Here is a 13,355-nt window from a genome sequence, read left to right as displayed (position 1 = left end):
ATGAAATGGACCTCCGCCCTCGCGATCTTCACGCTCTTCTGGGTGTTCAGCGCCTTTTTCGTGCTGCCCTTCCACGGCCGCCGCTCCGGCGACGAAGCGCCGCAGGTCGCGGGGCAGGACCATGGCGCCCCCGCTGTGTTCCGCCCGAAGCGCATCCTTGCGCAGATGACGATCTCGGCCGCGGTGTGCTTCGTGCTCTATTACATCGCCTATGTGAACGGCTGGGCCGACCCCAATGTGCTGAGCGGGCGGGCCTGACGGCGTTCTTCACCCCCGCAGGCGGTCGATCGCCTGCGCCAGCGCCACATAGAGCTTCCCGATATCCGACGACAGCAAGGTCACGCTGATCGCCGACCCGTCGCGCGTGTTCATCAGCAGGCGCAGCATCGCTTCGAAATCGTGGATGAACTGGTTCACCGCGGCGTGGAAGGCATCGTCATTCTGATAGACGCGCAGGATTTCCTTCGCCTCGCTATTCTCGACCAGCTTGACCGCGCGTCGCGCGAAGACGCCGCGGTCGCCCTTCAGATAGGAATCCCAGGCCGTGTCGCTGACCTCGATCGACAGGATCTTGGTCACGTCGATCGCGGTCGATTTCAGCGATTCGGTGAGCAAGCCGACCTGCTTGGCCAGCGAATCGCGATCCGACGCCGCGATCGCGGCCTGCGCCTCGGCGGCACGCGCTTCGACATTGGCGCTGGTATCCATGATCGTGATCAGCTGGCGCATCAGTCGGTCGGTGGCGTTGTTCGCCGCAGCGACCGCGCGTTCGGACGCTTCGCCGATCGCGTCGAGTTGCGCCATGACCTCGGTACGGAACGCCGCGTCGATCGCTTCGGTGGCGGTCGTCTGCATCGCGTCCTGCGCGCCCGCGACAAGCCGTTCGAGCGTCTGATGCGCATAGCTTGCCGCCGACTCGGCGGTCAGCCGTACTTCGCCCAGCGTCGCCGTCATCTTGGCGCCGCCCTGTTCGGCGAAGCGGTCGGCGCCGCGATGCAGCTTGTTGAGCGACGCCTCGGCTTCGGCGAGTGAGGCGTTGATCGTTTCGACCAGCGCCCGCTGGTTCGCGGCATGGTCGGACATCTGGGTTTCGTTCGACGCCAGCGTCGCCTGCACTGCGTTGACGTGCGACAGCGTCGATTGCGCGACGAGTTCCGACGCCTCGAGCAACGGCTTGAGGTCGGCGAGCGATGCCTTCGTGGCCTGGCCATGTCCCGCCATGCGGTCGATCGCGTGCGGCAGCGTCTCGTCCATCTCGCGCGTCACCGCGTCGAGCGCGAGCAGCAGTCCCTCGGCGTGCGAAATCAGCTGGCGGGCGGAGGCATTGCCCGATTCGGTCTGCTGCATGAAAGCGGCGAGCTGCGCCTTGGTGTCGTCGATTGCGCGGCCGATGACCCCGGTGCTCGCCGACACGCTGGTATCGAGGAATTCGAGCCGGTCGCCGATCTCGGTCACATGGCCGGAGATCCGCGCCGCCAGCTCCTCGCTCGCGACGCCATGCGCGGCAAGCTGCGCGCCGATGTCGTCGCTCGCGCCGCGTGCGACCGCCAGACGATCGTCGAGCTGCCCCGACGCCGCCGCGACACCATCGCGGAACGCCTGCCAGGTCTGGCCCAGCTGTACGCTCATCGCATCGACGGTCGACGTCAGTTCATGATGGAGTGCGGTCGCGACCTGCGAGACTTGCGCCAGCGTCGCTTCATGCGCGCCGGTGACCTGCGCCGATACCGCGAGCATGTCGGTTTCGGCCTTTTTGGTCCGCGCTTCGAGCGATCCGATCGCGTCGTGCAGCGTCGCCGCCGACGCTTCGCCGGTTTCGGCGGCCTTCACCGCTTCCTCGGCGAGCGCCGCGAGCTTGGCTTCGAGGCTGGCCCCCTGCTGGTGCGCGACAAGCCCGGCTTCGCGGAAATTCCCGGCGAGCCGCTGGGCAACATCGTCGATCCGCGGCAGCCCGGCGAGCAGTCCGTCCATGCGCTGCAGCGCGACATCGCCCGATCGCGCGAGCTGGTCGTGGGCGTTGGCGATGACCGACGCATTGGTGGCGAGTTTGTCGCTGCTTTCGGTCAGCCGCGCGACGGTGTCGAGGCCGAGCTGCTGGACGATATTCGCCTGTTCGGCCAGCTGCCGCTGGGCATCGGCGAGGTGCAGGCCCAGCGAATGCATCGACTGGTTGAGCGCGGCATTTTCATTGCGCAGCGCCGTCGCGACCCGCGCAAAGCGCGCCTGTTCGGACCGGCCTGACCGGATCAGCACCATCCACAGCACCGCGAGCAGTGTCAGCGGCATCGCGATCGTCGCGATCAATCCCGGCCATTCGACCATTGTCGGTGCGCCGGCGAAGTTGTTCGTGGCGGCTGCGACGGCAAAGACCGTCCAGCCGAGGCCGAGCAGGATCAGCAGGGCAGGGGCGATGCGGTCGCGCCAGGCCGACGGGCTCGCCATCGCCTCTTCCGTTTCGCTTTCCTCGGCGAGCGCCGAAAGGTCGAGCCAGTCGCGTTCGGCGCGCACAGGCGCTTCGGCCTCGGGCGCAGGCGCGCCCGCCGGCTCCGCAGCCTGGCTGTCCGCATCCGGATTTGCCGCGGATTCCCGCCACAAACCGACGATTTTCTTATCCCCCGTCATGGGCGCATCTTAGCAGCAAATGGCCGCCATGAAACGGAAACTTAACCACGGGCTGTCAAGGCTGTGGAATGTCTTTCGACAGCGGCCCTCTCGATCGGTACCTGCACGCCGCTGTCGGCGACGACGAAGCGATGACGCTCGATCTGCGCAATGCCTTTACCGGCAGCGCGCGCGACCTTTCCGACCTGATGCGCCGCGCCCGCTGCGACGCCAATTGGAACGTCGCGGCGCTGCGACTCAAGGGACTGGCGGCGACCTTCGGTATCATCCCGCTGATCCAGCTCGCCGAAGCCGCGATGGCGGGCGCGCCGGGCGACCCAGCGGTGCTGCGCGACATCAACCGGGCAATCGACGAAATCACCTGAACTGCCGCCCCGAACGGGGTTCAATCGCCGTTCAGCCGCCTCCGGGCATATCAAATATCAACCGGGCCCGTCTTGCCATGGCAACGTCGGAGGTTTAGCCGCGTTTACAGCGCGGCCGAACCTGCGCGTGCGATGCGCGCGGCGGCCGAGTCGTAAGGAGAGATTTCACATGTTCACCCGTTTCCGCTCGATGCCCGCGACGGCCATGGCCGCTGTGCTGGGCTGCGCGTTGATGGCGATGTCGGCCAGCCCTGCGGCGGCGCAGGACAAGCCGAAGAAGGAAAAGAAGAAGGGCAAGGAAGAAGAGGCCAAGGGCGTCACCATCGTTCCGAGCAAGGGCTTCAACGCGACCGTCCAGAAGATCCAGGCCGCGTCGAACGCCAAGGATGTTCCCGCTCTCCAGGCGGCGCTGGCGGAAGGCGAACCGCTCGCGACGACCCCCGAGGATCGCTACTGGATCGGCCATTTCACGCTCCAGCTCGGCATCCTGACCAAGGACAAGGCGGCGCAGGAAAAGGGCCTCGACGCCATGCTCGCTTCGGGCAAGACCCCGGCCGAGAGCCTGCCGCTCTATAATTATTACACCGGCAGCTTTGCCTATGACGCCAAAAACTACCCCAAGGCGATCGAGCGCCTCGAAGCCGCGCAGGCCGCCGGTTCGAAGGAACCCCAACTGCCCGTGCTGCTGATGGACAGCTATCTGCAAGGCGGCCAGGTCGAAAAGGGTATCGCATCGGCGAAGGCGGCGATCGAAGCAACGCGCGCTGCCGGCCAGCGTCCCTCCGACGAACTCTATGTCCGTCCGATCAAGGCGCTGCAGGCTGCCAAGCGCGACGGCGAAGTCGTCGACATGATGACGCTTCGCCTGCGCGACTACAACCAGCCGCAGGTGTGGCGCCAGACCCTGTTCATCCTGCTCCAGCAGTCGGGTGAGAGCAAGGAAGTCGGGCTCGACATCCTGCGCCTGATGCGCGCCACCAACTCGATGCTCCAGCGCCCCGAATATCTCGAATATGCGGCACTGGCGACCGAGGCCGCGCTGCCGGGCGAAGTCGTTTCGCTGATCAAGGCGGGCCGCGCCAGCAAGGTCATTCCGACCCCCGACGCCAAGCTCGACGAAGTCTTCAAGTCGCAGAGCGAACGCATCGGCGACGAGGAATCGACGCTGACAGCCTATGCCGCCAAGCCCTCGACGCTGTCGGTCGCGAAGACCGCCGGCGCGACCGGCGACGCGATGGTCGGCTATGGCCGCTATGCCGATGCGGTGCCGCTCTACAAGGCGGCGATCACCGCGGGCGGCGACAAGGAACTCTGGACCTATCGCATGGGCGTCGCCCAGGCGCTCGCGGGCGACAATGCCGCGGCCAAGGCCAGCTTTGGCGAAGTCGTCGGCCCGCGCAAGCGGCTCGCGCAGCTGTGGCTCGTGAAGATCGACGCCCCGGCTGCCGCTCCGGCCGCCGCCGCAGCGCCCGCTGCGGCCCCGGCGACGACCAACTAAGCCGCGACCCAAAACGAAAAGGGCGCCATCCCGGCGGGGTGGCGCCCTTTTTCATGCCTGCCGCGCTGCGGTCAGGGTTCGACGGGAATGCCCGCGAGCTGTTTGGCGGTGCGGATCGTCAGCGAGGTCTTAACGCTGGTGACATTGGGCGCCGAGGTCAAATGCGCGGTCAGGAAGGACTGGAAACTCTGCAGGTCGCGCGCGACGACCTTGAGCAGGAAGTCGATCTCGCCGTTCAGCATATAGCATTCGCGCACTTCGGCGAGCGCGCCGACATAATCCTCGAACGCCTTCAAATCGGATTCGGCCTGGCTGCGCAGGCTGACCATCGCGAACACCGTGATGCCATAGCCAAGCTTCGCCGCGTCGAGGTCGGCATGATAGCTGCGGATCACGCCCGATTCTTCCAGCGCACGCACGCGGCGCAGGCATGGCGGCGCGGTCAGTCCGACCAGCTGGGCGAGTTCGACATTGGTCATTCGCCCGTCTTTTTGCAGCTCGTGCAAAATCTGCAGGTCGATCTGATCGAATTTCTGGCTCGCCATATTGTAACTTCCGCTTCCCTCTGGTGCCGCTGACCATAATAATATTTCAGGCGATTGCAATTGTCCCACAATGCGACGCGATTGGTTAAGGCGCTTTCATGACCGGGGGATTCACGCTAGCCGGTAAATATCTGCTAACCAACCAACGGGGTGGGGGCCCGCACCGCGTGACTGCCGATACGATGATCGCGACCATCTTGCGTCAGGAGCCGGCCGACCGGCGTTCCTGTGTCGCGGCCTGGCGTCAGCTCTCCGATATTCTCGCGCAGCGCGGCAATCAACTGGATGATGACGATATTCGTCGATCGCTCCATGCGCTCGCGGTCCTGCGTCCGCAAATCCCCGAAAATGTGCGTCGCGACTGCGCCCGTGCGATCGCGCGCCACAGCCGTTTCGCCCCGATCGTCGCGCTCTACGCGAATGACGTGCCTGCGGTGTCGCTCGCGATGCTGCGCGACGCACAGCTCAGCGAGGCCGACTGGCTCGCGCTTCTCCCGGCGACGGGGCCGATGGCACGTTCCTTCCTCGCCGCGCGCAGCGACCTGCCGCATGGCGTCAACCGCGCGCTCGCCAGTCTTGGCGCCGCGTCGGTCGCGCTGCCGCAGCCCGACCCGGTTCCCGAACCCGAGGTCATGGCCGCAGCAGAACCCGAGCCTGCCGCCGTACCCGAGAGCGAACCAAGCCAGATCAGCGAACTCGTCCGCCGCATCGACAAATATCAGGCGGGGCGCGGGCAACCCGCAGTCGCCACGCCGCGTCCGGTGCCGGCGCGCGAATCCTTCCTGTTCGAAACCGGTCCCGACGGCATCATCCACTGGGTCGAGGGCGTGCCGCGCGGCGCGGTGATCGGCCTTTCGATCGCCGAGGCGGCGCTGGGCGGCGAACCGGGGACGGACGGCGTCGCCGCAGGTGCCTTCCGCCAGCGTGCCGAAATGATCAACGCGCGCATGATTCTCGAGGGCGCCGAGGGCGATGCCGGCGAATGGCGTTTCTCCGCCTTGCCCTGGTTCGACCGCGCGAGCGGCCAGTTCCGCGGCTATCGCGGCAGCGCCAGGCGCCCGCGGCGCAACGAAATTCCCTATGGCCTGCCGACTGAGGACAATGGCGGTGATTCGATCCGCCAGCTGATCCACGAACTGCGCAGCCCCCTTAACGCGATCTCGGGCTTCGCGCAGATCATTTCGGGCCAGATGTTCGGGCCGGTCAGCGGTGCCTATCGTGCGATGGCCGACACGATCATCGCCGATGCGTCGGCGGTGCAGGCGATCATCGACGATCTTGCCGCCGCGACCAGCCCGACGCCCGACACCGCCCCGCCGCCGAGCGGCCAGAGCGATATCGGTCTGATCACCGCGCAGGTCGAACAGGACCTCGCGCCGCTTTTCGCCGACCATGGCGTCGGGATCAGCATCTCGCGCGTCGGCGGCCCGTTCCACGCCGCGGTCGAGGATATCGCCGCGCGGCGCATGATCGGCCGCCTGATCACCGCGCTCGTCGATGTGTCCGAATCGAACGCAACGCTCGTCGGGCAATTGCTCACCGACCCGGCGCATCACGAAGTGCTCCACCTGCGCCTCGTCCGCCCGATGGCGATCCGCTTCACCCCCTCGCGCGACCTCCTCGACCCGAGCTACAGCCCTGAAGGCGATGCCCCCGGCGCCGCGATTCTCAGCCTCGGTTTCTCGCTGCGGCTCGTCGACAGTCTCGCCCGTGCGGTCGGCGGTCACCTCGACATCGGGCATAACGCCTTGACCTTGCATCTTCCCTCCGCCACCCCGGCGTCGGCTGTGGACCCGACGGTCCAGCAGCACAGCGACTGATCGGGGCGGGAGCCTCGTGAAGGGGACGGGCTCGATGGATCGGGCGGATAATCTGTTGAAGCCCCCGGCGGCATCGGACCTGGTCAGGCTGCGACCGGACGAACGACCGCGCTTCTGGGTCACCATCGATACCGAAGAGGATTTCGACTGGTCGGCGCCCTTCACGCGCACCGGCCACCGGCTCGACTCGGTACCGGCGCTCGCCGACTGCCAGGCCTATTTCGAGGCAGCGAAGGTCGTGCCCATCTATCTTGTCGACTGGCCGATCGTGACCGACGACCGCGCGGTCGCCATTCTGGGCGCTGCCCGCGCTGCGGGGCGCTGCGACATCGGCGCGCAGCTCCATCCCTGGGTCACCCCGCCGCACGACGAAGAGGTGAGTGCCCGCAACAGCTACACCGGCAACCTCCCGCTCGACCTGCAGCGCGCCAAGATGACCGCGCTGCGCGACGCGATCTGCGATCGCTTTGGCGCCGCGCCCAGCGCCTATCGCGCCGGCCGCTATGGGCTCGGTCCCGAGAGCGCGGCGATGCTCGCCGATCTCGGCTTCCGCTGCGACACCTCGGTTCGCTCGGGCTTCGACTATCGCCCCGGCCACGGTCCAGACTATCGCGCCGCGCCGCTCCATCCCTGGTGGGTGGAGACCGGCGGACGCCGCCTTCTGGAGATGCCGGTGACGACGGTGTTTGGCGGCCTGCTCGGCCCGGCCGGCCGCTGGCTCTATCATCGTACCTCGTCGGGCAGCCATGCCGCCTTCGCGCGGCTCGGGCTTTCGGAGCGCATCGCGCTGACGCCCGAGGGTATCCCCGCCGCCAAGGCGTGCGCGGCGATCGACATCGCAATCGACGCGCGCCTGCCGGTGCTCAATTTCTCCTTTCATTCGCCGTCGCTCCAGCCCGGCAACACGCCCTATGTCCGCACCGACTCCGATCTCGCCGATTTCTATCGCTGGTGGGACGTCGTGCTCGCGCATCTCGCGCGGCGCGGGGTCGAGCCAACAACGACGGCGGCGATTCTCGATATGGCGCAGCGCGACGCGGCGGCCGCCTGATCGCGCTTGCCAAGGCTCGCCGCGCTCCGCTATCGCCCACCCATCCCCTCGGGGGCCTGTAGCTCAATGGTAGAGCCGGCCGCTCATAACGGCTAGGTTGCGGGTTCGAATCCTGCCGGGCCCACCATTTTCCTGGGCAGGGGAAAGGGAGCGATCATGGGGACGCTGGGCGGAAAAATCGCGTTCGTGCTGACACCGTTCATCGCGTTTGCCCTGCTACCCTTGACGGTCGACCTGTTCCTCGGTTCCTGCCTTTTCGAACAAGGGTGCGGCCCCAATGAGGGGCTCACCCTGATCGCTGCCCTGCTCGCCGCGATGGCGCTCGCTGTACCGCCCGTGCTGGCGCTTCGCGCGGCGATCAATCACTGGGTGTGCCGCCGCGCTGGCTAGGCGCCGCATTTCCCTTGCAATGGGCAATCCATGTCGCTCTGTGGAGCGAAAGATCGGGAGGGAAAGATGGCGAAGAAACGGACGATCCTGCTGGGCGGGCTGGCGGTGCTGGCGGTGGTTGGCAGCGCCGTCGCGGTGCGCACCGTGAGCTTCGCGCCGGCCGACATCGCCGACGGGAGCGACGTCAGGCTCGCCGCCGCGCCCTCCTATGACCTCGCCGCCGCCGTCGCGCACCTCAGCGCCGCCGCGCAGATCCGCACCGTCTCGCACCAGGATGCCGCCGACAACGAAGTCGCCGAATGGGACAAGCTCCACGCCTGGCTTGCGGCGACATATCCCGCGACCCACGCCGCGATGACGCGCACGATCCTGCCCAACCGGACGCTCGTCTATCATTGGCCGGGCAGCGACGTCTCGCTCGCCCCGATCATCCTGATGGCGCATCAGGACGTCGTACCGGTGACCGAGGGGACCGAGAAGGACTGGAAATATCCGCCCTTTGCCGGGACCATAGCCGAGCAGGCGGTGTGGGGCAGGGGCACTGTCGACGACAAGGGGTCGCTCATCGGGTTGTTCGAGGCAATCGACGCGCTCGCGCGATCGGGCTTCAAACCCAAACGCGGCATCTATCTCGTCTCCGGGCATGACGAGGAAGCCGGCGGCACCGGCGCCATCGCCGCCGCCGCCAAGCTCAAGGCCGAGGGCGTGCAGGCGATCTTCACGCTCGACGAGGGCAGCATCGTGCTCACCGACACCCCGGTCATCGATGGTCCTGCGATCATGATCGGCATCGCGGAAAAGGGCTATGGCACGCTCAAGGTCACCGCTCATGCTGCCGGCGGTCACAGCTCGATGCCGCCCGCCGAAACCGGCGTCGAAACGCTGGCGAAGGCAGTACTCGACATCACCGGCGACCCGTTCCCGATCGAGCTGCGCGGCCCGGGTGCGTCGATGATCGAGGCGCTCGCCGCCAGGAAGGGCGGCACGAGCAAGATGGCGGTCGCCAATTCCTGGCTGTTCGCGCCGCTGCTCAAGCGCCAGCTCGGCGGCGCGCCCACCACCGCCGCGGCCTTCCACACCACCATCGCGCCGACGATGCTGGAGGGCAGCCCCAAGGAAAACGTCCTGCCGCAATCGGCCAATGCGCTGATCAACTATCGCATCGCGCCATGGAACCGCTCGACCGACGTAATGGCGCGCGCGCGGGCGGCGGTGGGCGATGCCAAGGTCGACCTCGCCTGGGTGAAGCCGCCGCGCGAGCCGAGCCGCGTGTCCTCGACCAGCTCGCAGGGGTGGAAATGGATCGCCGCCGCCGCGCGCGCCGACGCGCCGCAGGCGGTGCTTACCCCGACGCTCGTCGTCGCCGGCACCGACAGCCGCAGCATGGAGGGCGTGTCGCAGGACGTCTACCGCTTCATGCCGATGCATTTCTCACTGAAGGAATCGGCGATGATCCACGGCACCAACGAACATATGAAGATCGACAGCTTCAAACGCATGATCGACTTCTACGCGCGGTTGATCGCGACCTCGACGGGATAGGCGGGGCGGGATAGACATCCGGCGCCAGCCTGTTAAAGGCCCGTCGGCGTCGGGGAGTGGCGCAGCCCGGTAGCGCGCTTGCTTTGGGAGCAAGATGTCGCAGGTTCGAATCCTGTCTCCCCGACCATTTCTTCGAATGATTCCTGCCATTGCAGAGCAGAGGCACGGTCGCGGCTTCCTTGCCCACGCACGCCCGAAATAGCCCCGATTGACAGCGCCAATAAATGGGCCAACATGTCGCCGTCCGGGTGCGCTTGCGTCGCGTCGGGTCCAACAAACATTCCGGGTCGCCGATAGAGGTTGAAGTTGGGACAGCAGGCAAAGCCTGTCTGGCCGCCTAATCGGCTGCGACAGCCCCCTTTGCTTGGGAAAATGGGGATCCGAAGACATGAGCATTTCTCAGGACATGGCCTGGTTCAAGGGCAATTTCGGAACGCGTGTATTGGATGCGGTCAAGGGAACACCCTTCACGCTCGATCTCATCGCGGCGATTGCCTACCAGGAAACGGGCAAGGAAATCTGGGGGCCGCTGTCGCGGCGCGGCCTGCCGGTCGAGGAGATTTTGAAACTCTGCACCGGCGACACGCTCGACTTTCCCAAGCGCTCCAGCGCCTGGCCGAAGGATCGGGCGCAGCTGGAATCGCATCCGAAGGGCACGCAGATGTTCGCGATCGCGCGCGCGGCGCTCGAGGCGATGGCGAAGAAGGTCACCGCCTACCAGCCGGTGCTCAGCAACAAGAATAAATTCTGCCATGGTTACGGGATCTTCCAGTACGATATTCAATTCTTCAAGAGCGTCGATCCGGACTATTTCCTCAACCGCGACTATGAAGTTTTCGAAAAATCGCTCGGCAAATGCCTGTCGGAGCTCAAGGTCAAGAAGACCAGGATCGGGCTCGACGGCCGACCGATCCTCTCCGATGCCGAATTATGCGCGGTAGCAATCGCCTATAATACCGGCGGCTATGATCCGGCGAAGGGGCTGAAGCAGGGGCATGCGGTCAAGCTCGCCGACGGCAGCAAGAAATATTACGGCCAGTTCATCGCCGAATATATCAAGGCGGCGCGTGCGGTCACCTTCTCGCCGCCCGTGATCACGCCGAACACCCCCGTGCCGCCGCCGTCGGCGGTCACCGCGACCGGCAAGACCTATCGCGTCGAGACCATGTCCGATCCGCTGTCACTGCGACGCACCGCCAAGAAGCCGGCGGCGGGCGAGCCCGACAATAAATTCGCTGCGCTGCCGCGCCATTCGCTGGTGCGCGCGATCAGCGACGTGCCGGTCAACGGCTTCCTCGAGGTCGAGGCGAGTATCCAGGGTGCGGTGAAACGTGGTTTCGCCTCGGCATCGCTGCTGAAGGCGGTGCCTACTCCTGCGGTCGTACCCGCGGTCGTGACGCCGACGCCCGCTGCGCCGGTCGCGGTGCCGTCGCGGCCCGTCACGGTATCGGGATCGGTGCTCCCCGAGGTGCATCTCAAGCGCAAGGCCGGCGCGGTGACCAGGCGCACCAACCTGCCCAACCAGGGCGGCGCCTATCCGCTCAGCGAGGCGGGCATGCCCAGCCGCGGCCACGGCTCCGCGGCCACGCGCTGCGCCGAAATTGCGGCGATCATCGCCTATCTCGACAGCGAGAATCCCGCGCACCTGCGCTACAAGCCCGCGGGGCCGACCTATTGCAACCTCTACGCGCACGACTTTTGCACGCTCGCGGGCGCCTATCTTCCGCGCGTCTGGTGGACGTCGAAGGCGATCGAACGGCTGCGCGCGGGGGAAAAGGTCGAACCCTCCTACCTCGCCACCGTCGACGAGATGCGCGCCAACGCGCTGTTCCGCTGGCTGACCGACTATGGCTCGGATTATGGCTGGCGCCAGACGGGCACGCTGACCAAGTTGCAGGACGTCGCCAATGCCGGCGGGCTCGGCATCATCTGCGGTCGCAACACCGTCGAGGGGCGTTCGGGGCATATCGTCATGGTGGTACCCGAAACCGCGACGCAAAAGGCGAAGCGCAACGCTGCGGGTGAGGTGACCTCGCCGCTGCAAAGCCAGGCGGGGCGGGTCAATTTCCGTTACGGGACGTCGAAACCCAATTGGTGGCTTGGCGCCGATTTTGCGGCGAGCGGTTTCTGGGTCCACGACTGACGGACCCGCCCAACGAAAAAAGGCGGCCTTCCCGAAGGAAGACCGCCTCTTTCGTTTCAGTCTTTACCCCGAAGGGTAGGGACTTACTTCTTTTCTTCAGCCGGAGCGGCCGGAGCAGCAGCGGCGTCGGCCGGAGCGGCCGGAGCAGCTTCAGCGGTCGCGTCAGCGGCCTTGGCGGTCGCGTCAGCAGCTTCGGCGGTCGCGTCAGCAGCAGCAGCGGTCGCGTCGGCGCCGGCTTCAACAGCGGCGTCTGCGGCCGGAGCTTCGGTGGTGGCGGGCTCTTCAGCAGCCTTTTCACCGCAAGCGGCGAGGGCGAACATGCTGGCAGCAACGGCGATAGCAGCAAACTTCTTCATGATGTGTGGCTCCCTAAAATGCCTTTACGCGGTGGGGAAATTCCCGTCACGCGAGCCGCGGGATTTAGCCGTTCCGTGCCAATCGTCAACAAAAATAATTGAGTTGGAACGGGCGTGGCGGAAATCCTACCGTTTTGGTTGAGTATTACGGCAGCTCGGCATCGCTGCTGTTCGCGAGAATCGCCAGAGTCGTTGCCCAGGCTACGACATTCTGACGCAACTGCGCCGGATCGACCTTGTCGAGCGTGTCGTCGGGGGTGTGGTGGAGGTCGAAATAGCGCGTACCGTCCTGCTGCAGGTCGATCGTAGGCACACCTGCCGCGACCAGCGCGCCGATGTCGGCGCCCCCGCTTGCGGGCGTCTTGCCGCGGACGATCCCGAAAGCGGACAGCTCGGCCGCGATCCGGTCCTCGAGCGCCTTGGCGCTCGCGGGCAATTTGAAGTCGACGCGCCACACGCGATCGGCGCCGAAATCCGATTCGAGCGCGACCGCATGCTTCTCGGTCCCATGCTTTTCGAAATAGGCCTTGCCGCCGAACACGCCGACTTCCTCGGCGCCCGCCCACAACAGGCGGATCGTGCGGCGCGGCTGGCCCGCGCTCATCACATGCTTCGCAGCGGCAGTGATGATGCCGCAGCCCGCGGCGTCGTCGATCGCCCCGGTGCCAAGGTCCCAGCTGTCGAGATGGCAGGCGATGATGACGGGCGAGGCGGCGGGATCGCTGCCCGGGACCTCGGCGATCACATTGCCCGAATGTTTCGTCCCCAGGTTCTGCGGCGTCAGCACCAGCTTCATCTGCAGCGGCTCGGAGGTGTCGCGCTGCGTGCGTTTCCACTGGCGCACCAACTGGTCTGCGTCAGGGTTCGATAGCGCGCCAGCGGGGATCGGCTTCACACCTTTTTCGAAATTGGTGCCGCCGGTGTGCGGGGTACGGTGGCTGTCGGTGCCGATCGAGCGGATCACGACCGCGATCGCGCCCTTCTTCGACGCCGCATTGGCGCCCTGGAAGCGCCCGCGCCCGA

The 13,355-nt window shown here is 66.3% G+C and carries 12 protein-coding genes and 2 tRNA genes; 10 read left to right on the top strand and 4 right to left on the bottom strand.

Annotation, left to right across the window (positions count from 1 at the left end; translation table 11 throughout):
• Positions 1-258, top strand: a complete 258-nt coding sequence (locus B1A78_RS04735) for a DUF1467 family protein (RefSeq protein ID WP_077145852.1) — start codon at positions 1-3, stop codon at positions 256-258.
• 9 nt (positions 259-267) lie between these two features.
• Here the strand turns inward: B1A78_RS04735 and B1A78_RS04730 are convergent, their stop codons facing one another.
• Complete coding sequence (locus B1A78_RS04730) at positions 268-2,508, bottom strand: hypothetical protein (RefSeq protein ID WP_256837475.1); 2,241 nt, start codon at positions 2,506-2,508, stop codon at positions 268-270.
• A gap of 182 nt (positions 2,509-2,690) precedes the next feature.
• Between B1A78_RS04730 and B1A78_RS04725 the strand changes: the two genes are divergently transcribed.
• The gene (locus B1A78_RS04725; RefSeq protein ID WP_077145850.1) at positions 2,691-2,987 is read left to right on the top strand and encodes an Hpt domain-containing protein; all 297 of its coding nucleotides are present in this window, start codon (positions 2,691-2,693) and stop codon (positions 2,985-2,987) included.
• A 169-nt stretch (positions 2,988-3,156) separates the two neighbouring features.
• Positions 3,157-4,485 (top strand): hypothetical protein, encoded by a 1,329-nt coding sequence (locus B1A78_RS04720; protein ID WP_077145849.1) that lies wholly within the window; start codon positions 3,157-3,159, stop codon positions 4,483-4,485.
• 71 nt (positions 4,486-4,556) lie between these two features.
• On the opposite strand, the gene B1A78_RS04715 is transcribed toward B1A78_RS04720, so the two are convergent.
• Entirely contained in the window at positions 4,557-5,030 is a 474-nt protein-coding gene (locus tag B1A78_RS04715) for an Lrp/AsnC family transcriptional regulator (RefSeq protein WP_056351336.1), read from the bottom strand.
• Between the two features lie 167 nt (positions 5,031-5,197).
• Between B1A78_RS04715 and B1A78_RS04710 the strand changes: the two genes are divergently transcribed.
• The 7 genes from B1A78_RS04710 (at position 5,198) to B1A78_RS04680 (ending at position 11,976) form a co-directional block, all read left to right on the top strand.
• Positions 5,198-6,850 carry a histidine kinase dimerization/phospho-acceptor domain-containing protein gene (locus B1A78_RS04710; protein WP_256837472.1) on the top strand — a complete coding sequence of 551 codons (1,653 nt, stop codon included), beginning with the start codon at positions 5,198-5,200 and terminating at the stop codon, positions 6,848-6,850.
• 34 nt (positions 6,851-6,884) lie between these two features.
• Complete coding sequence (locus tag B1A78_RS04705; protein ID WP_077145847.1) at positions 6,885-7,901, top strand: polysaccharide deacetylase family protein; 1,017 nt, start codon at positions 6,885-6,887, stop codon at positions 7,899-7,901.
• Between the two features lie 52 nt (positions 7,902-7,953).
• Positions 7,954-8,028: transfer RNA gene (locus B1A78_RS04700), tRNA-Ile, on the top strand.
• A gap of 29 nt (positions 8,029-8,057) precedes the next feature.
• Complete coding sequence (locus B1A78_RS04695) at positions 8,058-8,291, top strand: hypothetical protein (RefSeq protein ID WP_077145846.1); 234 nt, start codon at positions 8,058-8,060, stop codon at positions 8,289-8,291.
• Positions 8,292-8,357: 66 nt separating this feature from the next.
• Positions 8,358-9,833, top strand: a complete 1,476-nt coding sequence (locus B1A78_RS04690; RefSeq protein WP_077145845.1) for a M20 family peptidase — start codon at positions 8,358-8,360, stop codon at positions 9,831-9,833.
• 50 nt (positions 9,834-9,883) lie between these two features.
• Positions 9,884-9,960, top strand: a tRNA-Pro gene (locus tag B1A78_RS04685).
• Positions 9,961-10,221: 261 nt separating this feature from the next.
• A complete protein-coding gene (locus tag B1A78_RS04680) occupies positions 10,222-11,976 on the top strand; it encodes a hypothetical protein (protein WP_077145844.1) in 1,755 nt (584 codons plus the stop codon).
• 83 nt (positions 11,977-12,059) lie between these two features.
• On the opposite strand, the gene B1A78_RS04675 is transcribed toward B1A78_RS04680, so the two are convergent.
• Together B1A78_RS04675 and B1A78_RS04670 are read right to left on the bottom strand one after the other, a co-directional pair.
• Positions 12,060-12,332 carry a hypothetical protein gene (locus tag B1A78_RS04675; RefSeq protein ID WP_077145843.1) on the bottom strand — a complete coding sequence of 91 codons (273 nt, stop codon included), beginning with the start codon at positions 12,330-12,332 and terminating at the stop codon, positions 12,060-12,062.
• 145 nt (positions 12,333-12,477) lie between these two features.
• On the bottom strand, positions 12,478-13,355 hold an 878-nt coding region (locus tag B1A78_RS04670; protein ID WP_144037685.1), incomplete at its 5' end, for a M20/M25/M40 family metallo-hydrolase.

Source organism: Sphingopyxis sp. KK2, assembly GCF_001990265.1.
Classification (GTDB): Bacteria; Pseudomonadota; Alphaproteobacteria; order Sphingomonadales; family Sphingomonadaceae; genus Sphingopyxis.
Note: the sequence above shows the minus strand (reverse complement) of the source record. Positions and strands in the feature narration are given on the sequence as shown.